Raw genomic sequence first — 25,067 nt, 5'->3', positions numbered from 1 at the left:
GTTGACAATTTTCTGATAATTCGATATATTCTTAACAGACTATTTAAGAAATAAGGAGACAAAAAAAGATGAAGAAAAAATTTGCCCTATCGTTTGTGGCGCTTGCAAGTGTAGCACTTCTTGCAGCCTGTGGAGAAGTGAAGTCTGGAGCAGTCAACACTGCTGGTAACTCAGTAGAGGAAAAGACAATTAAAATCGGGTTTAACTTTGAAGAATCAGGTTCTTTAGCTGCATACGGAACAGCTGAACAAAAAGGTGCCCAATTGGCTGTTGATGAAATCAATGCCGCAGGTGGTATCGATGGAAAACAAATCGAAGTAGTCGATAAAGATAATAAGTCTGAAACAGCTGAGGCTGCTTCAGTTACAACTAACCTTGTAACCCAATCTAAAGTATCAGCAGTCGTAGGACCTGCGACATCTGGTGCGACTGCAGCTGCGGTAGCGAACGCTACAAAAGCAGGTGTTCCATTGATCTCACCAAGTGCGACTCAAGATGGATTGACTAAAGGTCAAGATTACCTCTTTATTGGAACTTTCCAAGATAGCTTCCAAGGAAAAATTATCTCAAACTATGTTTCTGAAAAATTAAATGCTAAGAAAGTTGTTCTTTACACTGACAATGCCAGTGACTATGCTAAAGGGATTGCCAAATCTTTCCGCGAGTCATACAAGGGTGAAATCGTTGCAGATGAAACTTTCGTAGCAGGTGACACAGACTTTCAAGCAGCCCTTACAAAAATGAAAGGGAAAGACTTTGATGCTATCGTTGTTCCTGGTTACTATAATGAGGCTGGTAAGATTGTAAACCAAGCGCGTGGTATGGGAATTGACAAACCAATCGTTGGTGGTGATGGATTTAACGGTGAAGAGTTTGTACAACAAGCAACTGCTGAAAAAGCATCAAACATCTACTTTATCTCAGGTTTCTCAACTACTGTAGAAGTTTCAGCTAAAGCCAAAGCCTTCCTTGACGCTTACCGCGCTAAGTACAATGAAGAGCCTTCAACATTTGCAGCCTTGGCTTATGACTCAGTTCACCTTGTAGCAAACGCAGCAAAAGGTGCTAAAAACTCAGGTGAAATCAAGGATAATCTTGCTAAAACAAAAGACTTTGAAGGTGTAACTGGTAAAACAAGCTTCGATGCGGACCACAACACAGTTAAAACTGCTTACATGATGACCATGAACAATGGTAAGGTTGAAGCAGCAGAAGTTGTAAAACCATAATAGAAAAATGTTGAAATAGGGAATGAGCCTTTGACTCACTCCCTGTTTCGATGTTTAAGAACCTATCAAAAAGTGAGGGAAAAACCTCGGAATTATATATAGAAAGAGTGAATCTTATGCTCCAACAACTAGTAAATGGTTTGATTCTAGGTAGTGTTTATGCGCTGTTAGCCCTAGGATATACCATGGTTTACGGAATTATCAAGCTCATCAATTTCGCCCACGGTGATATTTATATGATGGGAGCCTTTATTGGTTATTTCTTGATCAATTCTTTCCAAATGAATTTTTTTGTAGCGCTTATTGTAGCCATGCTAGCGACAGCCATCCTTGGTGTCGTGATTGAGTTCCTTGCTTACCGACCTTTGCGTCACTCTACTCGTATTGCTGTTTTGATTACAGCTATTGGGGTTTCTTTCCTACTGGAGTATGGCATGGTCTATCTGGTTGGTGCCAATACTCGTGCCTTTCCTCAAGCGATTCAAACAGTTCGCTATGATTTGGGACCAGTTAGCCTAACAAATGTGCAGTTAATGATCTTGGCCATTTCCTTGATTTTGATGATTTTGTTACAGGTCATTGTCCAAAAGACTAAGATGGGGAAAGCCATGCGTGCTGTATCTGTAGATAGCGATGCGGCACAATTGATGGGGATCAATGTAAACCGTACGATCAGCTTTACCTTCGCTTTGGGTTCAGCTCTTGCGGGTGCGGCTGGTGTTCTGATTGCCCTCTATTATAACTCTCTTGAGCCTTTGATGGGGGTTACTCCAGGTCTTAAGTCTTTCGTTGCCGCGGTACTTGGTGGTATCGGAATCATTCCTGGTGCGGCTCTTGGTGGCTTTGTGATTGGTCTATTAGAAACTTTTGCGACAGCCTTTGGGATGTCAGACTTCCGTGATGCCATTGTTTATGGAATCTTGTTGTTGATCTTGATTGTCCGCCCAGCTGGTATCCTTGGTAAAAATGTGAAAGAGAAGGTGTAAGCGATGAAGGAAAATTTAAAAGTTAATATTCTATGGTTACTCCTTTTATTAGCTGGCTATGGCTTGATTAGTGTACTGGTTTCAGTCGGAGTACTCAACCTATTCTATGTACAGATTTTACAACAAATCGGAATTAATATTATTCTGGCTGTTGGTCTCAACTTAATCGTTGGTTTTTCAGGACAATTTTCACTTGGGCATGCTGGTTTCATGGCGATTGGTGCCTATGCCGCTGCTATTATTGGTTCTAAATCACCAACCTACGGAGCCTTCTTTGGAGCTATGCTTGTAGGGGCTTTGCTTTCAGGAGCAGTTGCCTTGCTTGTCGGAATTCCAACCTTGCGCTTGAAGGGGGACTATCTTGCAGTAGCGACTCTAGGTGTTTCTGAAATTATCCGTATCTTTATCATCAATGGTGGAAGCCTTACAAATGGTGCAGCAGGTATCTTGGGAATTCCAAACTTTACAACTTGGCAAATGGTTTACTTCTTTGTTGTGATTACAACCATTGCAACCTTGAACTTCTTGCGTAGTCCAATTGGTCGTTCAACCCTCTCTGTTCGTGAGGATGAAATCGCTGCTGAGTCAGTTGGGGTTAATACGACTAAAATTAAAATCATCGCTTTTGTCTTTGGTGCCATTACTGCGAGTATTGCAGGGTCACTTCAGGCAGGATTTATCGGTTCAGTTGTACCGAAAGATTACACTTTCATCAACTCAATCAACGTTTTGATTATTGTTGTCTTTGGTGGACTTGGTTCCATTACAGGTGCCATTGTATCGGCTATTGTTCTGGGAATTTTGAATATGCTTCTCCAAGACGTAGCTAGTGTGCGTATGATTATTTACGCTTTGGCCTTGGTCTTGGTAATGATTTTCAGACCAGGTGGACTCCTTGGAACATGGGAATTGAGCCTATCACGTTTCTTTAAAAAATCTAAGAAGGAGGAATAAAACTAATGGCATTACTTGAAGTAAAACAGTTAACCAAACATTTTGGCGGTCTAACAGCTGTTGGAGATGTGACTCTTGAATTGAACGAAGGGGAACTGGTTGGACTAATCGGTCCAAACGGAGCTGGGAAAACCACTCTTTTCAACCTCTTGACGGGTGTTTATGAACCAAGCGAGGGAACAGTAACCCTAGATGGTCACCTTTTGAATGGAAAGTCACCTTATAAGATTGCTTCTTTGGGACTTGGACGTACATTCCAAAATATCCGTCTCTTTAAAGATTTAACCGTTTTGGACAATGTTTTGATTGCCTTTGGTAACCATCACAAACAACATGTTTTTGCTAGTTTTTTGCGCTTACCAGCTTTTTACAAGAGTGAAAAAGAATTAAAGGCTAAAGCCTTGGAATTGCTGAAAATCTTTGATTTAGATGGTGATGCAGAAACTCTAGCTAAAAATCTTGCCTACGGACAACAACGTCGTTTGGAAATTGTTCGTGCCCTCGCTACGGAACCTAAAATTCTCTTTTTGGATGAACCAGCCGCAGGTATGAACCCGCAGGAAACAGCCGAATTGACTGAGTTAATTCGTCGTATCAAAGATGAATTTAAGATTACAATCATGTTGATTGAACACGATATGAATCTGGTCATGGAAGTAACAGAACGTATCTACGTACTTGAATATGGCCGTTTAATTGCTCAAGGAACTCCAGATGAAATTAAGACCAATAAACGCGTTATCGAAGCTTATCTAGGAGGTGAAGCCTAATGTCTATGTTAAAAGTTGATAATCTTTCTGTGCATTATGGTATGATTCAAGCAGTCCGTGATGTAAGCTTTGAAGTGAATGAAGGAGAAGTTGTTTCCCTTATCGGTGCCAATGGTGCAGGTAAGACAACCATTCTCCGTACCTTGTCTGGTTTGGTTAGACCAAGCTCTGGAAAGATTGAATTTTTAGGTCAAGAAATCCAAAAAATGCCAGCTCAAAAAATCGTAGCAGGTGGGCTTTCACAAGTTCCAGAAGGACGCCACGTCTTTCCTGGCTTGACTGTTATGGAAAATCTAGAAATGGGAGCTTTTTTAAAGAAAAATCGTGAAGAAAATCAAGCTAACTTGAAGAAGGTCTTTTCACGCTTCCCACGTCTTGAAGAACGCAAGAACCAAGATGCAGCCACTCTTTCAGGAGGAGAACAACAAATGCTTGCCATGGGACGCGCTCTTATGTCAACACCAAAACTTCTTCTCTTAGATGAACCCTCAATGGGACTTGCCCCAATCTTTATTCAAGAGATCTTTGATATCATTCAAGATATTCAGAAGCAAGGAACAACCGTCCTCTTGATTGAACAAAATGCCAATAAAGCACTTGCAATCTCTGACCGAGGCTATGTATTGGAAACAGGAAAAATCGTCCTATCAGGAACAGGAAAAGAACTCGCTTCATCAGAAGAAGTAAGAAAAGCGTATCTAGGTGGCTAAAACAATCCAGTGGATTGTTTTAGTCGGCAGATGAAGATTGCGAAGCAAACATCGCATAGTCTGGGAGACTAGTTTAGGTTGCAGATGGAGATTACGAAGTAATCATCATCTACATTAAAAGGTTAATTTCTAATAATTGAAAAAATCGAATGAAACGTATCTTACCTTCATTCACAGAGCTCGATTTCAGAGCTCTTTTTGCTAGGTTATTCATACTTTTCTGAATTTTGAAAAAGAAATGTAAGCGTTTGATAGATTTGCAAAAAGATTGTATAATAGGGATAAGAATAGAAAAGGAGAAGTCTCATGGCAGTTAAAGATTTTATGACCCGCAAGGTAGTTTATATTAGTCCAGATACAACAGTATCTCATGCAGCAGATTTGATGAGAGAGCAAGGGTTGCACCGCTTGCCTGTTATCGAAAATGATCAATTGGTTGGTTTGGTAACTGAGGGAACCATTGCCCAAGCTAGCCCATCAAAAGCAACCAGTCTTTCTATCTATGAGATGAATTATCTTCTAAATAAGACAAAAGTAAAAGATGTCATGATTCGCGATGTTGTCACTGTTTCAGGCTATGCGAGTCTAGAAGATGCAACTTATCTGATGTTGAAAAACAAGATTGGTATTCTTCCTGTAGTAGATAACCATCAAGTCTATGGGGTTATTACGGACCGTGACGTTTTCCAAGCCTTTCTTGAAATTGCTGGTTATGGAGAAGAAGGAATTCGTGTGCGCTTTGTTACAGAAGATGAAGTTGGCGTTCTTGGTAAGATTGTTTCTCTAATCGTTGAAGAAAATTTGAATATCTCCCATACAGTCAATATTCCGCGTAAGGATGGTAAGGTCATTATCGAAGTGCAAATCGATGGATCAATTGATTTACCAGCCTTGAAAGAAAAATTTGAAGCAAATGGTATTCAAGTGGAAGAAATCACTCGCACTTCAGCAAAAGTCTTGTAAGAAGGGAAGCCGAAAGGCTTCTTTTTTCATAAAAAAGGGATTATAGCAAAAGATGGAAAGAAATGATAAAATATGCTATAATGAAATGATATAAAAAAGGAGTATTTATGGACATTTCAGTAATCCGTCAAAAAATTGACGCAAATCGTGAAAAATTAGCTTCTTTCAGGGGGTCTCTTTGACCTCGAAGGGCTAGAGGAAGAGATTGCCATCTTGGAAAACAAGATGACAGAACCTGATTTTTGGAATGATAATATTGCGGCCCAAAAAACGTCGCAAGAATTAAATGAATTAAAAAACACCTATAACACCTTCCACAAAATGGAAGAGTTGCAGGATGAAGTCGAAATTTTATTGGACTTTTTAGCTGAAGACGAGTCAGTTCAAGAAGAACTGGTAGAGCAGTTAGCCGAACTTGATAAGATGATGACCAGCTATGAGATGACTCTACTCTTGTCAGAACCTTATGACCACAACAATGCCATCTTGGAAATCCATCCAGGTTCTGGTGGTACTGAGGCTCAGGACTGGGGTGATATGTTGCTTCGTATGTATACTCGTTATGGTAATGCTAAAGGCTTTAAAGTGGAAGTATTGGATTACCAAGCAGGGGATGAAGCTGGTATCAAGTCAGTAACCTTATCATTTGAAGGGCCTAATGCCTATGGTCTTCTCAAGTCAGAAATGGGGGTACACCGTTTGGTGCGAATTTCACCATTTGACTCTGCCAAACGTCGCCATACATCTTTCACATCCGTAGAAGTGATGCCTGAGTTGGACGATACCATTGAAGTGGAAATCCGGGAAGATGACATCAAGATGGATACCTTCCGTTCAGGTGGTGCCGGTGGACAAAATGTCAATAAGGTTTCAACAGGTGTACGTTTAACCCACATTCCAACTGGAATTGTTGTTCAATCAACAGTGGATCGTACCCAGTATGGAAATAGAGATCGTGCCATGAAGATGTTGCAGGCTAAGCTCTATCAAATGGAGCAAGAAAAGAAAGCTGCGGAGGTAGATTCCCTCAAGGGTGAGAAAAAAGAAATCACATGGGGAAGCCAAATCCGTTCTTATGTCTTCACTCCTTATACTATGGTAAAAGATCACCGAACTAGCTTTGAGGTTGCTCAGGTAGATAAGGTTATGGACGGAGACCTAGATGGTTTTATCGATGCCTATCTCAAGTGGCGAATCAGCTAAGATAGAAAGGAACTCACATGTCAATCATTGAAATGAGAGATGTCGTTAAAAAATACGACAACGGAACGACTGCCCTACGCGGTGTTTCGGTCAGCGTTCAACCGGGGGAATTTGCTTACATCGTAGGACCTTCAGGAGCAGGGAAGTCAACCTTTATTCGTTCTCTGTATCGTGAAGTAAAAATCGATAAAGGAAGCCTATCAGTTGCTGGTTTTAATCTGGTTAAGATCAAAAAGAAAGATGTCCCGCTTCTACGTCGTAGTGTTGGGGTTGTCTTCCAGGATTATAAATTGTTACCAAAGAAAACTGTCTATGAAAATATTGCTTACGCTATGGAAGTAATCGGGGAAAATCGCCGTAATATCAAAAAACGTGTGATGGAAGTTTTAGACTTGGTTGGGTTGAAGCACAAGGTTCGTTCTTTCCCAAATGAGCTCTCAGGTGGAGAGCAACAGCGGATTGCGATTGCACGTGCTATTGTAAACAATCCAAAAGTATTGATAGCCGATGAACCAACAGGAAACCTGGACCCTGATAATTCATGGGAAATTATGAATCTCTTGGAACGGATTAACCTACAAGGGACAACTATTTTGATGGCGACTCATAATAGCCAGATTGTAAATACCTTGCGCCACCGTGTCATTGCCATTGAAAATGGCCGTGTTGTTCGTGACGAATCAAAAGGAGAGTATGGATACGATGATTAGTAGATTTTTTCGCCATTTATTTGAAGCCTTAAAAAGTTTGAAACGAAATGGTTGGATGACAGTAGCTGCTGTCAGTTCAGTCATGATTACTTTGACCTTGGTGGCAATATTTGCATCTGTTATTTTTAATACAGCGAAACTAGCTACAGATATTGAAAATAATGTCCGTGTAGTAGTTTATATCCGAAAGGATGTGGAAGATAACAGTCAGACAATTGAAAAAGAAGGTCAAACTGTTACAAATAATGACTACCACAAGGTATATGATTCTTTGAAGAACATGTCTACGGTTAAGAGTGTTACCTTTTCAAGTAAAGAAGAACAATATGAAAAGTTAACCGAGACAATGGGAGATAACTGGAAAATCTTTGAAGGAGATGCCAATCCTCTCTATGATGCCTATATTGTAGAGGCAAATACTCCAAATGATGTAAAAACTATAGCCGAAGATGCTAAAAAAATTGAAGGTGTCTCTGAGGTTCAAGATGGCGGTGCCAATACAGAAAGACTCTTCAAGTTAGCTTCATTTATCCGTGTTTGGGGACTAGGGATTGCTGCCTTGTTAATTTTTGTCGCAGTTTTCTTGATTTCAAATACCATTCGTATTACTATTATTTCCCGCAGTCGCGAAATTCAAATCATGCGCTTGGTCGGAGCTAAAAACAGTTATATTCGTGGACCGTTCTTGTTAGAAGGAGCCTTTATCGGTTTATTGGGAGCTATCGCACCATCTGTTTTGGTCTTTATTGTTTATCAAATGGTTTACCAATCTGTTAACAAATCGTTGGTAGGACAAAATCTATCTATGATTAGTCCAGATTTATTTAGTCCGTTGATGATTGCCCTACTATTTGTGATTGGAATTTTTATTGGTTCACTGGGATCAGGAATATCCATGCGTCGATTCTTGAAAATTTAGGTAAAATAATTACTTTTATGAGGAGGTTGTAAAATCTCCTTTTTTGCTACAAAAATTTTAGAAAAGGGACTTCTAATACTCAATGAAAATCAAAGAGCAAACTAGGTAGCTCGCCACAGGATGCTCAAAATACTGATTTGAGGTTGTAGAAAGTCAGTCACATATATACGGTAAGACGACGCTGACGTGGTTTGAAGAGATTTTCGAAGAGTATAAAGAAGTTGCTCAGAGAAGATTCTTGATGGCTAATTTGAACTTGAAATTTAGCACCTAGAAAATTTTTGAAAAAAGAGGATTTTTTTGAATAAAAGCCTTTACAAAAAAAATTAAAGTGGTATAATTAAATCATAAAAGGTGCAAACGTTTTCGTAAAACGTTTGCCTAAATAAAAATAAAGGAGATTTGAATGATGAAAGATACATTCAAAAATGTCTTGTCTTTCGAATTTTGGCAAAAATTCGGTAAGGCTTTGATGGTGGTTATCGCGGTTATGCCGGCTGCTGGTTTGATGATTTCAATCGGTAAGTCTATCGTGATGATTAACCCTAACTTTGCTCCACTCGTTATTACTGGTGGTGTCCTAGAGCAAATCGGTTGGGGGGTTATCGTTAACCTTCATATCTTGTTTGCCCTCGCTATTGGAGGAAGCTGGGCTAAGGAACGTGCTGGTGGTGCGTTTGCGGCAGGTCTTGCCTTTATCCTAATCAACCGTATCACTGGTACAATCTTTGGTGTATCAGGAGACATGTTGAAGAATCCAGAAGCTATGGTAACAACTCTCTTTGGTGGATCAATCAAAGTTGCTGATTACTTCATTAGTGTTATGGAAGCTCCAGCACTTAACATGGGTGTATTCGTAGGGATTATTTCTGGTTTTATTGGAGCAACTGCTTACAATAAATACTATAACTTCCGTAAGCTTCCTGATGCACTTTCATTCTTTAACGGAAAACGTTTTGTACCATTTGTAGTTATTCTTCGTTCAGTAATTGCTGCAATTCTACTTTCAGCTTTCTGGCCACTTGTGCAAACTGGTATCAATAGCTTTGGTATTTGGATTGCCAACTCACAAGAAACTGCACCAATCCTTGCACCATTCTTGTATGGTACTTTGGAACGTTTGCTCTTGCCATTTGGTCTTCACCATATGTTGACTATCCCAATGAACTACACAGCTCTTGGTGGTACTTATGACATTTTAACTGGTGCAGCTAAAGGTACTCAAGTATTCGGTCAAGACCCACTATGGCTTGCATGGGTAACAGACCTTGTAAACCTCAAAGGTACAGATGCAAGTCACTACCAACAATTGTTAGATACTGTTCACCCAGCTCGTTTTAAAGTTGGACAAATGATCGGTTCATTCGGTATCTTGATGGGTGTGATCGTGGCTATCTACCGTAATGTCGATGCTGACAAGAAACACAAATATAAAGGTATGATGATTGCGACAGCTCTTGCAACATTCTTGACAGGGGTTACTGAACCAATCGAATACATGTTCATGTTCGTTGCAACACCTATGTATCTTGTTTACTCACTTGTTCAAGGTGCTGCCTTCGCTATGGCTGACGTTGTAAACCTACGTATGCACTCATTCGGTTCAATCGAGTTCTTGACTCGTACACCTATTGCAATCAGTGCTGGTATCGGTATGGATATCATTAACTTCGTTTGGGTAACTGTTCTCTTTGCCGTAATCATGTATTTTATCGCAAACTTCATGATTCAAAAATTCAACTACGCAACTTCAGGGCGTAACGGAAACTACGAAACTGCTGAAGGTTCAGAAGAATCTAGTAGCGAAGTGAAAGTTGCAGCAGGCTCTCAAGCTGTAAACATCATCAACCTTCTTGGTGGACGTGCAAATATCGTTGATGTTGACGCATGTATGACTCGTCTTCGTGTAACTGTTAAAGATGCAGATAAAGTAGGAAATGCAGAGCAATGGAAAGCAGAAGGAGCTATGGGTCTTGTCATGAAAGGACAAGGGGTTCAAGCTATCTACGGACCAAAAGCTGACGTATTGAAATCTGATATCCAAGATATCCTTGATTCAGGTGAAATCATTCCTGAAACTCTTCCAAGCCAAATGACTGAAGCACAACAAAACACTGTTCACTTCAAAGGTCTTACTGAGGAAGTTTACTCAGTAGCAGACGGTCAAGTTGTTGCTTTGGAACAAGTAAAAGATCCAGTATTTGCTCAAAAAATGATGGGTGATGGATTTGCAGTAGAACCTGCAAATGGAAACATTGTATCTCCAGTTTCAGGTACTGTATCAAGCATCTTCCCAACAAAACATGCTCTTGGTATTGTGACTGAATCAGGTCTTGAAGTATTGGTTCACATTGGTTTGGACACAGTAAGTCTTGAAGGTAAACCATTTACAGTTCATGTTGCTGAAGGACAAAAAGTTGCAGCAGGAGATCTCCTTGTCACAGCTGACTTGGATGCTATCCGTGCAGCAGGACGTGAAACTTCAACAGTAGTTGTCTTCACAAATGGTGATGCAATTAAATCAGTTAAATTAGAAAAAACAGGTTCTCTTGCAGCTAAAACAGCAGTTGCTAAAGTAGAATTGTAATATACTTGAGGTTGGAAGCTGTATTCCAACCTCTTATTTTGGGAGAAAAGAATGAAATTTTTAACACTCAATACTCATAGTTGGATGGAAAAAGAAGCTGAGGAAAAATTCCAGATTTTGCTTGAGGATATTCTTGAAAAAGACTATGATTTGATTTGTTTCCAAGAAATCAATCAGGAGATCACTTCGCCAGAGGTGGAGGTTAATGACCTTTATCAAGCTTTGCCAGCAGCTGAGCCTATTCACCAAGATCACTATGTTAGACTCTTGGTTGAAAAGTTGTCTGAGCAAGGGAAAAATTACTACTGGACTTGGGCCTATAACCATATCGGTTATGATCGCTACCATGAAGGTGTAGCTATCTTGTCTAAAAAACCTATTGAAGCCAGAGAAATTTTGGTTTCAGATGTGGATGATCCAACAGACTATCATACTCGTCGTGTTGCTTTGGCTGAAACTGTAGTTGATGGTAAGGAGCTTGCAGTTGCAAGTGTCCACCTTTCTTGGTGGGATAAAGGTTTCCAAGAAGAATGGGCACGATTTGAGAATGTCTTGAAAGAATTGAACAAGCCACTTTTACTAGCTGGAGATTTCAACAACCCAGCTGGACAGGAAGGCTACCAAGCTATTTTGGCTAGTCCATTAGGCTTACAAGACGCTTTTGAAGTTGCTCAAGAGAAAAGCGGTAGCTATACCGTTCCACCAGAAATTGATGGCTGGAAAGGGAACACTGAACCCCTTCGAATCGATTATGTCTTTACTACCAAAGAGTTAGCGGTGGAAAATTTACATGTCGTATTTGATGGTAACAAGAGTCCACAAGTCAGTGATCACTATGGCTTGAGTGCTATTTTAAACTGGAAATAATAACTGATACTCTTCGAAAATCAAATTCAAACCACGTCAACGTCGCCTTGCCGTACTCAAGTACAGCCTGCGGCTAGTTTCCTAGTTTGATCTTTGATTTTCATTGAGTATGAAAAGAGGTTGGAACCATGAAATTCTAGCCTTTTTATTATTAGAGAAGCTACTGGAAATAGCCTAAATAAGTGAGACTACTGTAATGGAATAAAATATGGTATAATTGATAAGATAGATAGAATAGAGGATATTATGTCATTTACGAAATTTCAATTTAAAAACTATATTAGAGAGGCCTTGGAGGAGTTAAAATTTACAGCTCCAACAGAGGTGCAAGACAAATTGATTCCTATTGTTTTGGCAGGTAGAGATTTGGTTGGAGAATCAAAAACAGGTTCAGGTAAGACTCACACTTTCTTGTTACCGATTTTCCAGCAATTAGATGAAGCTAGCGATAGTGTACAGGCAGTGATTACTGCACCGAGTCGTGAGTTGGCTACTCAAATTTACCAAGCAGCCCGTCAGATTGCTGCCCACTCAGACGTGGAAGTTCGTGTGGTTAATTATGTGGGTGGTACGGATAAGGCTCGTCAGATTGAGAAATTGGCAAGCAATCAGCCTCATATTGTTATTGGAACACCAGGCCGTATTTACGACTTGGTTAAATCCGGTGATTTGGCTATTCACAAGGCCAAGACCTTTGTTGTTGATGAAGCAGACATGACCTTGGATATGGGATTCTTGGAAACTGTTGATAAGATTGCTGGCAGTCTTTCAAAAGACTTGCAATTCATGGTCTTCTCAGCGACTATTCCGCAAAAACTGCAACCATTCTTGAAAAAATACTTATCAAATCCAGTTATGGAGAAAATCAAGACCAAAACGATCATTTCTGATACCATTGATAATTGGTTGATTTCTACTAAGGGACGTGATAAGAATGCTCAAATTTACCAGTTGACTCAGTTGATGCAACCGTATTTGGCAATGATTTTTGTTAACACTAAAACGCGTGCTGATGAATTGCATTCTTACCTGACTGCTCAAGGCTTGAAGGTGGCAAAAATTCATGGGGATATTGCCCCTCGTGAGCGCAAGCGTATCATGAATCAGGTGAAAAATCTGGATTTTGAGTACATTGTCGCAACAGACTTGGCAGCGCGTGGGATTGACATTGAAGGTGTCAGCCATGTCATCAATGATGCCATTCCGCAAGATTTGTCCTTCTTTGTTCATCGAGTTGGTCGTACTGGAAGAAATGGCCTACCAGGCACAGCCATTACCCTTTATCAGCCAAGTGATGACTCGGATATCCGTGAGTTGGAGAAATTGGGAATCAAGTTTACTCCTAAGATGGTCAAAGATGGAGAATTCCAAGATACCTATGACCGTGATCGTCGTGCTAATCGTGAGAAGAAGCAAGATAAGCTTGATATTGAAATGATTGGTCTGGTCAAAAAGAAAAAGAAAAAAGTCAAACCGGGTTATAAGAAGAAAATTCAATGGGCGGTTGATGAAAAGCGCCGCAAAACCAAGCGTGCTGAAAATCGCGCTCGCGGTCGTGCAGAGCGTAAAGCGAAACGCCAAACATTTTAATAGAAATTGTTGGAGTACTGAACTCCAACTTTTTGCTTTATGAGAACGAACTATCTAAACCGAAATATCACATTAAAGACTGCAAATTGCGCTAAAAAATGGTATAATGATAAAGTTATATAGTCCCGATAAGATGGTAGGCATTTATCACTAAGAGTTTTCCTACCAGTACTTTGTAACTCTATAACACTATTTTTAAGGGGGGACATTTTTATGTCAGAACGTAAATTATTCACGTCTGAATCTGTATCTGAGGGGCATCCAGATAAGATTGCAGACCAAATTTCAGATGCGATTTTGGATGCTATTTTAGCAGAGGATCCAGAGGCGCACGTTGCTGCTGAGACAGCTGTCTATACTGGTTCCGTCCACGTTTTTGGTGAAATTTCTACAAATGCCTATGTGGATATTAACCGTGTGGTTCGTGATACCATTGCAGAGATTGGTTATACCAATACAGAATATGGTTTTTCTGCTGAGACAGTGGGAGTTCATCCGTCACTTGTTGAGCAGTCACCAGATATTGCCCAAGGTGTTAACGAAGCCTTGGAGGTTCGTGGAAATGCAGACCAAGATCCACTTGATTTGATCGGTGCTGGAGACCAAGGGCTCATGTTTGGCTTTGCAGTGGATGAGACAGAAGAGCTCATGCCATTGCCAATCTCACTCAGTCATAAATTGGTTCGTCGTCTGGCAGAACTTCGTAAATCTGGAGAAATTAGCTATCTCCGTCCAGATGCAAAATCACAAGTTACAGTTGAGTACGATGAAAATGACCGTCCGGTACGTGTAGATACAGTCGTTATTTCTACTCAGCATGATCCAGAGGCTACTAATGAACAAATCCATCAAGATGTGATTGACAAGGTCATCAAAGAAGTTATTCCATCTTCTTATCTCGATGATAAGACAAAATTCTTTATCAATCCGACAGGTCGTTTTGTAGTCGGTGGTCCTCAAGGGGACTCAGGTTTGACTGGTCGTAAGATTATTGTAGATACTTATGGTGGCTACTCTCGTCATGGTGGTGGTGCCTTCTCTGGTAAGGATGCGACTAAGGTGGACCGTTCTGCCTCATATGCAGCTCGCTATATTGCCAAGAACTTCGTTGCAGCCGGTCTTGCTAAGAAGGCAGAAGTTCAATTGGCCTACGCTATCGGTGTTGCCCAACCTGTTTCTGTTCGTATCGATACTTTCGGTACAGGAACAGTAGCTGAAAGCAAGCTTGAAAAAGCAGCCCGTCAAATCTTTGACCTTCGCCCTGCAGGAATTATCCAAATGCTGGACCTCAAGCGTCCAATTTACCGTCAAACAGCAGCTTATGGACACATGGGACGTACAGATATTGACCTTCCATGGGAACGTTTGGACAAGGTAGACGCTTTAAAAGAAGCAGTCAAATAAAATCTTAAGAGGGGGACTTCCTCTCTTTTTTATAGTTTTTAACTATACTGGGATACTGTTCTGAAAATCCATTTTGCGAAAGTAGAGATTTACATGTATTTCTTTAAAAATGCCAAAGGTTGAGATTTCTCCTCGTAATAGATAATCATGGAGATATTTCAATCCAAAGTTTTATTCGTTATCACTTGACTATTGCAAGGTTTTCTAGAGCAACAGAGTCATGGAATGGACTCATGGTTGAGATTTCTCCTTGTTGCTTGGATTTCATTCAAAAGTCTGTGACCCAAGTCTTGTTCAAACTTCCAATACACTAGCTGTTTCCATAACATGACTTCTGCACTAGACTTTCTTTTCCGAATAAATAGATAGAACCACAGAATCTAGTAAACCTAGAATTAAAATTATGGTATAATATTAGCAATAAAAAGAATCTGGAGGATTAGAATCATGGTATCAACGAAAACACAAATTGCTGGTTTTGAGTTTGACAATTGCTTGATGAATGCAGCAGGTGTGGCTTGTATGACGATAGAGGAGTTAGAAGAGGTCAAAAACTCAGCGGCAGGAACCTTTGTTACTAAGACAGCAACCTTGGACTTTCGTCAGGGAAATCCTGAGCCACGCTATCAAGATGTCCCACTTGGTTCTATCAATTCTATGGGCTTGCCAAATAAGGGCTTAGACTACTATTTGGATTATCTTTTGGATTTACAGGAAAAAGAGCCAAACCGAACTTTCTTCTTATCTCTAGTCGGTATGTCTCCAGAGGAAACCCATACTATCTTGAAAAAAGTCCAAGAGAGTGATTTTCGTGGTCTGACTGAGCTAAACCTCTCCTGTCCAAATGTTCCAGAAAAACCTCAGATTGCCTATGATTTTGAGACAACAGACCGGATTTTGACAGAAGTATTTGCCTACTTCACCAAACCTCTTGGAATTAAATTGCCACCATATTTTGATATTGTTCACTTTGACCAAGCGGCAGCTATTTTCAACAAATATCCGCTCAAGTTTGTCAACTGCGTTAACTCTATCGGAAACGGCCTCTATATAGAAGACGAATCTGTCGTTATTCGGCCTAAGAATGGTTTTGGTGGAATTGGTGGAGAATACATCAAACCAACTGCTTTAGCTAATGTTCACGCCTTTTATCAACGCTTAAATCCCCAGATCCAAATCATTGGAACAGGTGGCGTGTTGACTGGTCGTGATGCCTTTGAACATATTCTCTGTGGAGCGAGTATGGTGCAGGTGGGAACCACCCTTCACAAAGAAGGCGTCGGTGCCTTTGACCGCATTACCAATGAACTAAAAGCAATCATGGCGGAAAAAGTATACGAGAGCTTAGAAGATTTCCGTGGGAAATTGCGCTATATTGACTAAATTAAATCGAAAAATCAGAAGAAAGGAGAGAAGATGCTAGCCATTGAAGAGAGTCAGAAGTTGACTTTATCAAATTTACCTAGCCTGAGCCTTTTTACAGGGACAGATCAGGGTCAGTTTGAAGTGATGAAGAGTCAAGTATTGAAACAGATTGGCTATGATTCTGCTGATCTCAACTTTGCCTACTTTGATATGAAAGAAGTGGTCTACAAGGATGTGGAACTGGAGTTAGTCAGCCTTCCTTTCTTTGCGGATGAGAAAATCGTGATATTAGACCATTTTGTAGATATCACAACAGCCAAGAAACGCTTTTTAACAGATGATGAACTCAAGTCGTTTGAGGAATACCTTGATAACCCTTCACCAACAACCAAGTTGTTGATCTTTGCGGAAGGAAAGCTGGATAGCAAAAGACGGCTGGTAAAATTACTTAAGCGTGATGCCAAGGTCTTTGATGCAGTAGAAGCCAAAGAACAAGAATTACGCCAGTATTTCCAAAAGTGGAGCCAGAAAGAAGGTCTGCAGTTTACCAATAATTCTTTTGAAAATCTTCTCGTCAAGTCGGGTTTTCAATTTAGCGAAATCCAGAAAAATCTCCTCTTTTTACAGTCCTATAAGGAAGACTCTGTTATCGAGGAAGAGGATATTGTTAACGCAATTCCCAAGACCTTACAGGACAATATTTTTGATTTAACTCAGTTTATTCTGACTAAAAAGATGGATCAGGCGCGCGATTTGGTTAGAGATTTGACCTTGCAAGGTGAAGATGAAATCAAACTGATTGCAGTCATGCTAGGACAATTTCGGACTTTTACTCAGGTGAAGATTTTGGCGGAGTCTGGGCAAACAGAATCTCAGACTGCAAGTAGTCTAGGAAGTTTTCTCGGACGCAATCCTAATCCCTATCAAATCAAGTTTGCGCTGAGAGATTCAAGAGGACTTTCTTTGAGCTTTTTGAAGCAAGTAATTTCCTACTTGATTGAGACAGACTATCAGATTAAGACAGGACTCTATGAAAAAGGTTTCCTTTTTGAAAAGGCACTCTTACAGATTGCTAGTCAGGTCAATTGACATTTGTTGAAACTACAACCCGCGTCAGGATTATCTTGTCGTGGGTTTCTTACTGATTTGCTTATTTTATACTCAATGAAAATCAAAGAGCAAACTAGGAAACTAGCCGCAGGTTGCTCAAAGCACTGCTTTGAGGTTGCAGATAGAACTGACGAAGTCAGCTCAAAACACTGTTTTGAGGTTGCAGATAGAACTGACGAAGTCAGCTCAAAACACCGTTTTGAGGTTGCAGATAGAACTGACGAAGTCAGCTCAAAACACCGTTTTGAGGTTGCAGATAGAACTGACGAAGTCAGTAACATATACCTACGGCAAGGCGACGTTGACGCGGTTTGAAGAGATTTTCGAAGAGTATTATTCGAAAGTATCTCAGTGATTTCCTCATCTATAAGCAAAAAACTTGAAAAAAGTGAATGTTTGCGTTATCATTTTCATATAGAAAGAAAAAGAGGTATTACAGATGGCTATTATCTTACCAGAACTTCCATATGCATACGACGCTTTGGAACCATACATCGATGCGGAAACAATGCATTTGCACCATGACAAACACCATCAAACTTATGTCAACAATGCCAATGCAGCTTTAGAAAAACACCCTGAAATCGGTGAAGACCTTGAAGCCTTGCTTGCTGATGTAGAATCTATCCCAGCTGATATCCGTCAAGCACTTATCAACAATGGTGGCGGACACTTGAACCACGCTCTTTTCTGGGAATTGATGACTCTCGAGAAAACAGCTCCTTCAGCAGAACTGGCAGCAGCAATCGATGCAACATTTGGTTCATTTGAAGAATTCCAAGCAGCCTTCACTGCAGCAGCAACAACTCGTTTTGGTTCAGGTTGGGCATGGTTGGTTGTCAACAAAGAAGGGAAACTTGAAGTGACTTCAACAGCAAACCAAGACACACCAATCTCAGAAGGTAAAAAACCAATCTTGGGCTTGGACGTTTGGGAACATGCTTACTACGTGAAATACCGCAACGTGCGTCCTGACTACATCAAAGCTTTCTTTTCAGTAATCAACTGGAATAAAGTAGATGAATTGTACGCAGCTGCTAAATAATGATAGTTGGAGGGAAGAATTGTTCTGCTCTTTTTTAGGATATAAGATTCTGGTCTGACAAAATCGTCAGACTTTTTTCATTTTTATGAGAAACGTGCTAACTGCTAGAAATTATGGTAGAATAAAGTATTAAGTAATCGTGAAAAAAGGATATCTATGCGAAAAGAAATTGCACCTGAATTATACAACTATAACAAGTTTCCTGGCCCTGAGTTTCATTTACACGGGGACAAGGTTGAAACGGAAGGGATCGCTTTTTCCTTGGTGGAAAATATCAAGGATGCCTTTGATGTGACGGCTTTTAATCAGCGTTTTTCAGAAGTCTTAACCAAGTTTGATTATATCGTGGGAGACTGGAGCAACGAACAGCTTCGTCTACGAGGTTTTTATAAGGATGATCGAACAGAAGAAAAACTTGAAAAAATCAGTCGTTTACAAGACTACCTTTTAGAGTATTGTAGTTATGGTTGTGCCTATTTTGTCTTAGAAAATGAAGCCCCTAAGCGCGCATCATTTGACAAGAAAATTCGTAAGAAGGAAGAAGAACCTCCTTCTAAAAAAGGAAAGAAGCCGACTCAAACCAAACGAAAACCGAATGCAGATAAGAAAAATAGACGTCGTCAGAAAGACCAGCATTCTCAGAAAGAGAACAAGGGACAACGTCATTTTGTCATTCGTCAGAAGTGAGTAGAGAATAAGGAGTAGAAATGAAACCGTTAATTTATAGTTTAACACGTCAAACCATGCAGGAATGGGTATTGGAGCAGGGAGAAAAGAAATTCCGTGCAGATCAAATCTGGGAATGGCTCTATTGAAGAAATGACCAACCTTTTCAAGGATTTGATTGCTAAGCTTAATGACCAGTTTGTGGTCAATCCCTTGAAACAAGGTATTGTGCAAGAGTCTGCTGATGGGACAGTTAAATATCTTTTTGAATTGCCAGATGGAATGCTGATTGAGACAGTACTCATACGTCAACACTACGTTTTATCTGTCTGTGTGACCACTCAGGTCGGCTGTAATATCGGTTGTACCTTCTGTGCCTCTGGTTTGATTAAGAAGCAACGTGACCTCAATAACGGTGAAATCGTAGCGCAAATCATGCTGGTTCAGAAATACTTTGATGAGCGTGGTTAGGATGAACGTGTCAGCCATATCGTTGTCATGGGAATCAGTGAGCCCTTTGATAATTACAACAATGTTTTGAATTTCGTTTGTACTATCAATGATGATAAAGGAATGGCTATCGGTGCTCGTCACATCACGGTTTCAACCTCAGGTTTGGCCCATAAAATTCGTGACTTTGCTGATGAAGGGGGTCAGGTCAATCTTGCCGTGTCTCTTCACGCACCCAACAATGAACTGCGCTCAAGTACCATGAAGATTAACCGTGCCTTTCCGATTGAAAAGCTCTTTGCAGCTATTGAGTACTACATTGAGACAACTAATCGTCGTGTGACCTTTGAGTATATCATGCTTAATGAAGTAAACGAAGGTGTAGAACAAGCTTTGGAATTAGCTGAATTGCTCAAGAACATCAAGAAATTGTCTTATGTAAACTTGATTTCTTATAACCCAGTTAGTGAGCATGACCAATATAGCCGTAGTCCCAAAGAGCGCGTGTTGGCTTTCTATGATACGCTTAAGAGAAAAGGGGTCAACTGTGTGGTTCGTCAAGAGCATGGTACAGATAGTGACGCAGCTTGTGGACAATTGCGCTCTAACACAATGAAACGTGACCGCCAGAAGGCAGTCGCAGCGGTAAATCCTTAATGATGAAGAAGACTTATAATCATATTTTGGTCTGGGGAGTCATTTTCTATAGCATTTGCATTGTCTATTTTTGCTTTACTCCTCAAGAACAATCTCCCGTGGGGGTAGAAACTCCAGGTATTCAGCATCTTGGAAGCCTGGTTTTTCTTTTGACTCCTTTAAACTCCCTCTGGAATCTGGGTGAGGTGAGTGATATGGGACAATTATGCTGGATTTTTTTACAAAATATCCTTAATATGTTCTTACTTTTTCCTCTGATGTTCCAACTCCTTTATCTCCTTCCAAACTTGCGGAAAATAAAAAAGGTCCTTCTTTTTAGTTTTCTTGTGAGTCTTGGAATCGAGTGTACGCAATTAATCTTGGACTTTTTCTTTGATTTCAATCGCGTCTTTGAGATTGATGATTTGTGGACCAACACTTTGGGTGGCTATCTGGCTTGGCTCCTTTATAAACGATTACATAAAAACAAGATAAGGAATTAAAATGAGTATTTTAGAAGTTAAAAATCTGAGTCACGGTTTTGGTGACCGTGCAATTTTTGAAGATGTGTCCTTCCGTCTCCTCAAGGGAGAACATATCGGCCTGGTCGGTGCCAATGGTGAAGGAAAATCAACCTTTATGAGTATCGTGACTGGTAAAATGCTGCCAGATGAAGGAAAGGTTGAGTGGTCCAAATATGTGACGGCTGGTTACTTGGATCAACACTCTGTCCTTGCTGAAGGGCAGTCGGTACGTGATGTTCTACGTACAGCTTTTGATGAGCTGTTTAAAGCAGAAGCTCGTATCAATGACCTCTATATGGAAATGGCTGAAGATGGAGCGGATGTTGATGCTCTCATGGAAGAAGTGGGAGAACTTCAAGACCGTCTGGAGAGTCGTGATTTCTATACCTTGGATGCTAAGATTGACGAAGTAGCGCGTGCTCTTGGTATTATGGACTTTGGCATGGATACGGATGTAACTTCTTTGTCAGGTGGGCAAAGAACCAAGGTGCTTTTGGCAAAACTTCTCCTTGAAAAGCCTGATATTTTGCTGTTGGACGAGCCGACCAACTACTTGGATGCTGAGCATATTGATTGGCTCAAGCGCTATCTCCAAAACTATGAGAATGCCTTTGTTCTCATTTCGCACGATATTCCATTCCTGAACGATGTGATTAATATTGTCTACCATGTGGAGAATCAACAGCTGACGCGTTACTCTGGTGACTACTACCAGTTCCAAGAAGTCTATGCTATGAAGAAATCTCAGCTAGAGGCAGCCTACGAACGTCAGCAGAAAGAGATTGCGGACCTCAAGGACTTCGTGGCTCGAAACAAAGCACGTGTTGCAACACGAAATATGGCTATGTCTCGTCAGAAGAAATTGGATAAGATGGATATTATCGAACTCCAAAGTGAGAAACCAAAACCATCCTTTGATTTCAAACCAGCTCGTACACCAGGGCGCTTTATCTTCCAAGCCAAGAACTTGCAAATTGGTTACGACCGACCTCTTACTAATCCTTTAAATCTTACCTTTGAACGCAATCAAAAGGTTGCGATTATCGGGGCAAATGGTATTGGGAAAACAACTCTATTGAAGTCTCTCTTAGGTATTATTCCACCAATCTCTGGGGAAGTGGAACGCGGTGACTACCTAGAACTTGGCTACTTTGAGCAGGAAGTAGAAGGTGGCAATCGTCAAACACCACTTGAAGCTGTCTGGAATGCCTTTCCAGCTCTCAACCAAGCAGAAGTTCGTGCAGCCCTTGCCCGTTGTGGTTTGACAACCAAACATATTGAAAGTCAGATTCAAGTATTATCAGGGGGAGAGCAAGCCAAGGTTCGTTTCTGTCTCTTGATGAATCGTGAAAACAATGTTTTAGTGCTGGACGAGCCGACCAACCACTTGGATGTGGATGCCAAGGATGAACTCAAACGTGCTCTCAAAGAATATAAGGGATCTATCCTTATGGTCTGCCACGAGCCAGACTTCTATGAAGGCTGGATGGACCAAATCTGGGATTTTAATAATCTAACTTAAAAATGAGGATAAAAGAAATACAGTACCGAATGTGGATACTGTATTTTTTGGTTTTTAAGATTTAAAATCGTAGTCTTTCACCACTTCGATGCTGTCGATTGTGATAGCAGTAGTTGGCTTGTCTTTTTCATCTTTTTCGGCTTTGGCAATCTTATCTACAACATCCATACCGTCAATCACTTGTCCAAAGACTGGGTGTTTGCCATCAAGGCTAGGGTTTCCCCCTTCTTTATAGGCTTCGATGATTTTCTTTGGATACTTGCTTGTAGGGAGTTTAGCAGAGGTATCTGTAGAGTTTTGGTTGATGAAGAACTGGCTTCCATTGGTGTTTGGTTGACCAGTATTAGCCATAGCAAGAGCACCACGGATGTTATAGAGATAAGGAGTAATCTCGTTTTTGAAACCAGTTCCCTTGTCTTTAGTCTTATCCTTGTCATGCCAGATGGACTGACCACCTGTACCGTCCCCTTTTGGATCTCCAGTTTGGACCATGAAGCCATCGATGACACGGTGGAAGGTAATGCCGTTATAGTAGCCTTCTTTGGCATGAGTGAGGAAGTTTTCAACCGCTAGAGGAGCGAGTTTAGGGAAGAGCTTAATGCGGATATCACCTTGGCTTGTGTGGAGAATCACTTCGGCTTCATCTTCAGCAACTTCCTTAGAAAGTTGCGGGAAATTGGCATTCTCGTTTGTTAAAGCATCGTTTAACTCCTTGGCAGATTGGGCAGCTGCTTTGGAGCTTTCCTCAGCGGCCAAGCTAGAATCTACATAGTCATCACCACGTAGACTGCGTTGGATGCTGCTACACCCAGCTAGGGCTACAGTGGACAGTAAAAGAAGGGTTGCTAGTTTTTTCATTCTGATCCTCTCAAAAATTCATTTCTACCATTGTACCCTAAAAGGAAGTGGATTTCAAATGTTAGTGACAAGACAGTTTAAGAGGAAGCCAACCAAAAATCACTTGATTAGAGATTCTTCTTTGGATGACGGTCGACAATGTCCTGGTACTGTTCCAGTATTTCCTCTCCCTTTGGAGTCAATTTGTAGCCACGAATCGAAAAGTGACAAGCTAATTCTTCTTCTGAAAAATGCTCATGAAGGGCTTGGTCCAAATTTGTAGCCTTCATTTTTAGAAAGTCCAGTAACTCCCTTCTTCTTTAGGATATTCTTTTTTTATGGTAGCGTATTAGATGGTCAAGTGAGTAAAAAGCAGTTTCAATGGACAGCATAACCTTTTTCTACCAGAGTTTTGAGATGCTTAGGAGCATCAATACCATAAGTGTACTCGAAGTATTTAGGAAACCAGATCTTAAGAAAGCTCGTAAAGCATCACAATTAGTAAAGGTTAATTCGAAAGAATTACTATATTTTAAAAGAGCATATTTTCAAAGGATTTTTTCTTTTGGCTTCAATTCCTAATTAATCAATGAACTTAATAGTAGGTCTCGAAAAGAATTATGTTTCCTCTTTCTGTCTGAGTTCAAAGAGGTCTTCTACTTTTAGATTAAAAACTTGAGCAATTTTAAGAGCCATTTCCAGCGAAGGATTGTAACGGTTATTTTCCAAGTGCAGAATTGTCTCGCGTCGAATGCCGATGCGGTCGGCTAACTCCTGCTGGGTCATGCCTGTGGACTCACGAACAGATTTGAGATTAGTAATAATATTGCTTTCTTTGGCCATGCTTATCCTCTACGTTCCAAGATAAAATAGACAACCGCAAAAATGCAAATCAAGGCAGCTATGCTAATAAATATCTGACCCATGTAAAGAGTGAGAACCCCCATATACCCAATGATAACTGATAGGATCATCAGTGCGCCTAGTATAAAAACAAACATCAAGCTAGCTGCCTTTGCTAAATTAGCATAAAAGCGTTCGTCCGGAGTTTCCTTGACATTTTTTAAAGAGAAAAAAACAAATATAATCACTTCAATAACGAGACCAATTCCCAAAATCCATTCTTTAATACCAGAACTTACGCTTGGGGTCGCAACCCAAATCCCTACTGTATAAAAAATGCTTGCTGCAGACACAAGTATCGTGTAAAGCTTAGCAGACAAGTTAAAAATAATCTTTCCCTTACCTTTCTGACTCTTATGTAGCCAGCTACAAATAGCTACAATTTGACCTGACACTGAAATACCAGTAATAACTAACTTGGGTCCCCAACTAAGATTAGAACCAAATAAAACAATAAAATCAATAAAGAGAGCTACGGCAATCATTGCAATGAGGCCACGCATTTTTTGACTTTTTTTCATGATAGACTCCTTTTTTATGTTATAAATATATAACACTTAAATTTCATGTTATAAATATATCACATTTAAATTTAGAAAGCAAGAATTTATGTGTCAAGGTGGCAATTATTTGAAAAAATTTTTTAATAAAAGCCCTTGATAGTCAAATAACTAAAGAATTCTTTGAAGTAATGCATCGGATTTGGTTTGGATAGTTTCGTTAATAATATTTGATGATAAAGAATTTTTGAAAAATCTAGATACTGTATGAATCTCTACTTTTTTTCTTAGAATGTATAAAGTCTGTCAGAATAAGCTTTGTAGGTGTAGAAGTTAATTTTTACAGAGGTTAAGTAAGGATTTCAGTACACGTCAATAGATGTCAAAATACTGATTTTAAGCGATTTTTGATTTTTGGAAACTCATTATATCGCACTACAAATCAATAAAAACTCTACCTTTTTTAGATAAATATATCATCTGGATATTGAAGTTAAGCCCTGCTATCATTTCGATGGCAGGGCTTTTTAATATTTGGTACACTAACTTCTTATCTATATTTTGGTGGATTTTAAGTTGACATCTACAAAGTTTAATGTTAGAATACATTCAAAAAT

General features: G+C 40.1%; 25 protein-coding genes and 1 pseudogene. 21 read left to right on the top strand and 5 right to left on the bottom strand.

Annotated features, from left to right (window positions below; genetic code table 11):
• The first annotated feature begins 68 nt into the window (after nt 1-68).
• The 21 genes and pseudogenes from HT709_RS04530 to HT709_RS04430 all read left to right on the top strand — a co-directional run bounded on the left by HT709_RS04530 (nt 69) and on the right by HT709_RS04430 (nt 22,210).
• Complete coding sequence (locus HT709_RS04530) at nt 69-1,229, top strand: ABC transporter substrate-binding protein (RefSeq protein WP_000726145.1); 1,161 nt, start codon at nt 69-71, stop codon at nt 1,227-1,229.
• Nucleotides 1,230-1,345: 116 nt separating this feature from the next.
• Nucleotides 1,346-2,215, top strand: coding sequence for a branched-chain amino acid ABC transporter permease (locus tag HT709_RS04525; RefSeq protein WP_000941427.1), 870 nt, complete (start codon nt 1,346-1,348; stop codon nt 2,213-2,215).
• 3 nt (nt 2,216-2,218) lie between these two features.
• Nucleotides 2,219-3,169, top strand: coding sequence for a branched-chain amino acid ABC transporter permease (locus HT709_RS04520; RefSeq protein ID WP_166730742.1), 951 nt, complete (start codon nt 2,219-2,221; stop codon nt 3,167-3,169).
• A gap of 5 nt (nt 3,170-3,174) precedes the next feature.
• The gene (locus HT709_RS04515) at nt 3,175-3,939 is read left to right on the top strand and encodes an ABC transporter ATP-binding protein (RefSeq protein ID WP_001185997.1); all 765 of its coding nucleotides are present in this window, start codon (nt 3,175-3,177) and stop codon (nt 3,937-3,939) included.
• A complete protein-coding gene (locus HT709_RS04510; RefSeq protein WP_000062200.1) occupies nt 3,939-4,649 on the top strand; it encodes an ABC transporter ATP-binding protein in 711 nt (236 codons plus the stop codon). The genes HT709_RS04515 and HT709_RS04510 overlap by 1 nt, the downstream gene beginning before the upstream one ends.
• Before the next feature lie 306 nt (nt 4,650-4,955).
• Nucleotides 4,956-5,612 carry a CBS domain-containing protein gene (locus tag HT709_RS04505; protein WP_000268665.1) on the top strand — a complete coding sequence of 219 codons (657 nt, stop codon included), beginning with the start codon at nt 4,956-4,958 and terminating at the stop codon, nt 5,610-5,612.
• A gap of 107 nt (nt 5,613-5,719) precedes the next feature.
• Nucleotides 5,720-6,815 (top strand): peptide chain release factor 2 gene (gene prfB / locus HT709_RS04500; protein WP_100127798.1). Its coding sequence is split into 2 segments (ribosomal slippage): nt 5,720-5,791 and nt 5,793-6,815, totalling 1,095 coding nucleotides; the frame shifts between segments, so codons are not numbered across the junction.
• 17 nt (nt 6,816-6,832) lie between these two features.
• Nucleotides 6,833-7,525, top strand: coding sequence for a cell division ATP-binding protein FtsE (gene ftsE / locus HT709_RS04495; RefSeq protein ID WP_000022265.1), 693 nt, complete (start codon nt 6,833-6,835; stop codon nt 7,523-7,525).
• Entirely contained in the window at nt 7,518-8,444 is a 927-nt protein-coding gene (gene ftsX, locus HT709_RS04490; protein WP_000625541.1) for a permease-like cell division protein FtsX, read from the top strand. The genes ftsE and ftsX overlap by 8 nt, the downstream gene beginning before the upstream one ends.
• Before the next feature lie 406 nt (nt 8,445-8,850).
• Nucleotides 8,851-11,031, top strand: a complete 2,181-nt coding sequence (locus HT709_RS04485) for a PTS transporter subunit IIBC (RefSeq protein WP_000974058.1) — start codon at nt 8,851-8,853, stop codon at nt 11,029-11,031.
• 51 nt (nt 11,032-11,082) lie between these two features.
• The gene (locus HT709_RS04480; protein ID WP_000670821.1) at nt 11,083-11,898 is read left to right on the top strand and encodes an endonuclease/exonuclease/phosphatase family protein; all 816 of its coding nucleotides are present in this window, start codon (nt 11,083-11,085) and stop codon (nt 11,896-11,898) included.
• Nucleotides 11,899-12,144: 246 nt separating this feature from the next.
• On the top strand, nt 12,145-13,488 hold the full coding sequence (locus HT709_RS04475) for a DEAD/DEAH box helicase (RefSeq protein ID WP_050208023.1): 1,344 nt from the start codon (nt 12,145-12,147) through the stop codon (nt 13,486-13,488).
• Nucleotides 13,489-13,701: 213 nt separating this feature from the next.
• On the top strand, nt 13,702-14,892 hold the full coding sequence (metK, locus tag HT709_RS04470) for a methionine adenosyltransferase (protein ID WP_138707778.1): 1,191 nt from the start codon (nt 13,702-13,704) through the stop codon (nt 14,890-14,892).
• Nucleotides 14,893-15,339: 447 nt separating this feature from the next.
• Nucleotides 15,340-16,275, top strand: a complete 936-nt coding sequence (locus HT709_RS04465; protein WP_172925550.1) for a dihydroorotate oxidase — start codon at nt 15,340-15,342, stop codon at nt 16,273-16,275.
• Between the two features lie 33 nt (nt 16,276-16,308).
• On the top strand, nt 16,309-17,346 hold the full coding sequence (gene holA, locus HT709_RS04460) for a DNA polymerase III subunit delta (protein WP_101514407.1): 1,038 nt from the start codon (nt 16,309-16,311) through the stop codon (nt 17,344-17,346).
• 75 nt (nt 17,347-17,421) lie between these two features.
• Nucleotides 17,422-17,682: a hypothetical protein gene (locus HT709_RS11755; RefSeq protein WP_240156669.1), complete on the top strand. Its 261-nt coding sequence runs from the start codon at nt 17,422-17,424 to the stop codon at nt 17,680-17,682.
• Nucleotides 17,683-17,806: 124 nt separating this feature from the next.
• Nucleotides 17,807-18,412: a superoxide dismutase SodA gene (sodA, locus tag HT709_RS04450; protein ID WP_000974743.1), complete on the top strand. Its 606-nt coding sequence runs from the start codon at nt 17,807-17,809 to the stop codon at nt 18,410-18,412.
• A 156-nt stretch (nt 18,413-18,568) separates the two neighbouring features.
• Nucleotides 18,569-19,099, top strand: a complete 531-nt coding sequence (locus tag HT709_RS04445) for a YutD family protein (protein ID WP_023935811.1) — start codon at nt 18,569-18,571, stop codon at nt 19,097-19,099.
• A 20-nt stretch (nt 19,100-19,119) separates the two neighbouring features.
• Nucleotides 19,120-20,185: pseudogene (rlmN, locus tag HT709_RS04440) on the top strand (23S rRNA (adenine(2503)-C(2))-methyltransferase RlmN).
• Nucleotides 20,185-20,667: a VanZ family protein gene (locus tag HT709_RS04435; protein ID WP_000976713.1), complete on the top strand. Its 483-nt coding sequence runs from the start codon at nt 20,185-20,187 to the stop codon at nt 20,665-20,667. The pseudogene rlmN and the gene HT709_RS04435 overlap by 1 nt, the downstream one beginning before the upstream one ends.
• Before the next feature lies 1 nt (nt 20,668).
• Nucleotides 20,669-22,210, top strand: coding sequence for an ABC-F family ATP-binding cassette domain-containing protein (locus tag HT709_RS04430; RefSeq protein WP_172925549.1), 1,542 nt, complete (start codon nt 20,669-20,671; stop codon nt 22,208-22,210).
• Nucleotides 22,211-22,264: 54 nt separating this feature from the next.
• Here HT709_RS04430 and HT709_RS04425 read toward each other — a convergent pair whose 3' ends face one another.
• The 5 genes from HT709_RS04425 to HT709_RS11750 form a co-directional block, all read right to left on the bottom strand.
• Nucleotides 22,265-23,068, bottom strand: a complete 804-nt coding sequence (locus HT709_RS04425; protein ID WP_000731911.1) for a peptidylprolyl isomerase — start codon at nt 23,066-23,068, stop codon at nt 22,265-22,267.
• A gap of 107 nt (nt 23,069-23,175) precedes the next feature.
• A complete protein-coding gene (locus HT709_RS04420; protein ID WP_007284845.1) occupies nt 23,176-23,337 on the bottom strand; it encodes a hypothetical protein in 162 nt (53 codons plus the stop codon).
• Nucleotides 23,338-23,665: 328 nt separating this feature from the next.
• Nucleotides 23,666-23,890, bottom strand: coding sequence for a helix-turn-helix transcriptional regulator (locus HT709_RS04415; protein WP_023940487.1), 225 nt, complete (start codon nt 23,888-23,890; stop codon nt 23,666-23,668).
• Between the two features lie 2 nt (nt 23,891-23,892).
• Nucleotides 23,893-24,471 (bottom strand): DUF3796 domain-containing protein, encoded by a 579-nt coding sequence (locus tag HT709_RS04410; protein WP_166736508.1) that lies wholly within the window; start codon nt 24,469-24,471, stop codon nt 23,893-23,895.
• A gap of 414 nt (nt 24,472-24,885) precedes the next feature.
• On the bottom strand, nt 24,886-25,059 hold the full coding sequence (locus HT709_RS11750; protein WP_078374329.1) for a FanG protein: 174 nt from the start codon (nt 25,057-25,059) through the stop codon (nt 24,886-24,888).
• Nucleotides 25,060-25,067 lie beyond the last annotated feature (8 nt).

It is taken from the genome of Streptococcus sp. 1343, from assembly GCF_013277355.1.
GTDB classification, from domain to species: Bacteria; Bacillota; Bacilli; order Lactobacillales; family Streptococcaceae; genus Streptococcus; species Streptococcus pseudopneumoniae.
Note: the sequence above shows the minus strand (reverse complement) of the source record. Positions and strands in the feature narration are given on the sequence as shown.

Bases quoted from the DNA above. Each gene is read 5' to 3' on its own strand.
- HT709_RS04510 (WP_000062200.1), top strand. From the start codon at position 3,939: ATGTCTATGTTAAAAGTTGATAATCTTTCTGTGCATTATGGTATGATT.
- holA (WP_101514407.1), top strand. From the start codon at position 16,309: ATGCTAGCCATTGAAGAGAGTCAGAAGTTGACTTTATCAAATTTACCT.
- metK (WP_138707778.1), top strand. From the start codon at position 13,702: ATGTCAGAACGTAAATTATTCACGTCTGAATCTGTATCTGAGGGGCAT.
- HT709_RS04415 (WP_023940487.1), bottom strand. From the start codon at position 23,890: ATGGCCAAAGAAAGCAATATTATTACTAATCTCAAATCTGTTCGTGAG.
- HT709_RS04520 (WP_166730742.1), top strand. From the start codon at position 2,219: ATGAAGGAAAATTTAAAAGTTAATATTCTATGGTTACTCCTTTTATTA.
- HT709_RS04515 (WP_001185997.1), top strand. From the start codon at position 3,175: ATGGCATTACTTGAAGTAAAACAGTTAACCAAACATTTTGGCGGTCTA.
- HT709_RS04430 (WP_172925549.1), top strand. From the start codon at position 20,669: ATGAGTATTTTAGAAGTTAAAAATCTGAGTCACGGTTTTGGTGACCGT.
- HT709_RS04480 (WP_000670821.1), top strand. From the start codon at position 11,083: ATGAAATTTTTAACACTCAATACTCATAGTTGGATGGAAAAAGAAGCT.
- HT709_RS04530 (WP_000726145.1), top strand. From the start codon at position 69: ATGAAGAAAAAATTTGCCCTATCGTTTGTGGCGCTTGCAAGTGTAGCA.
- sodA (WP_000974743.1), top strand. From the start codon at position 17,807: ATGGCTATTATCTTACCAGAACTTCCATATGCATACGACGCTTTGGAA.
- HT709_RS11755 (WP_240156669.1), top strand. From the start codon at position 17,422: ATGAAAATCAAAGAGCAAACTAGGAAACTAGCCGCAGGTTGCTCAAAG.
- HT709_RS04475 (WP_050208023.1), top strand. From the start codon at position 12,145: ATGTCATTTACGAAATTTCAATTTAAAAACTATATTAGAGAGGCCTTG.
- HT709_RS04410 (WP_166736508.1), bottom strand. From the start codon at position 24,471: ATGAAAAAAAGTCAAAAAATGCGTGGCCTCATTGCAATGATTGCCGTA.
- HT709_RS04435 (WP_000976713.1), top strand. From the start codon at position 20,185: ATGATGAAGAAGACTTATAATCATATTTTGGTCTGGGGAGTCATTTTC.
- HT709_RS04505 (WP_000268665.1), top strand. From the start codon at position 4,956: ATGGCAGTTAAAGATTTTATGACCCGCAAGGTAGTTTATATTAGTCCA.
- ftsE (WP_000022265.1), top strand. From the start codon at position 6,833: ATGTCAATCATTGAAATGAGAGATGTCGTTAAAAAATACGACAACGGA.
- HT709_RS04525 (WP_000941427.1), top strand. From the start codon at position 1,346: ATGCTCCAACAACTAGTAAATGGTTTGATTCTAGGTAGTGTTTATGCG.
- HT709_RS11750 (WP_078374329.1), bottom strand. From the start codon at position 25,059: ATGTATTCTAACATTAAACTTTGTAGATGTCAACTTAAAATCCACCAA.
- HT709_RS04465 (WP_172925550.1), top strand. From the start codon at position 15,340: ATGGTATCAACGAAAACACAAATTGCTGGTTTTGAGTTTGACAATTGC.
- HT709_RS04420 (WP_007284845.1), bottom strand. From the start codon at position 23,337: ATGAAGGCTACAAATTTGGACCAAGCCCTTCATGAGCATTTTTCAGAA.
- HT709_RS04485 (WP_000974058.1), top strand. From the start codon at position 8,851: ATGATGAAAGATACATTCAAAAATGTCTTGTCTTTCGAATTTTGGCAA.
- HT709_RS04425 (WP_000731911.1), bottom strand. From the start codon at position 23,068: ATGAAAAAACTAGCAACCCTTCTTTTACTGTCCACTGTAGCCCTAGCT.
- HT709_RS04445 (WP_023935811.1), top strand. From the start codon at position 18,569: ATGCGAAAAGAAATTGCACCTGAATTATACAACTATAACAAGTTTCCT.
- ftsX (WP_000625541.1), top strand. From the start codon at position 7,518: ATGATTAGTAGATTTTTTCGCCATTTATTTGAAGCCTTAAAAAGTTTG.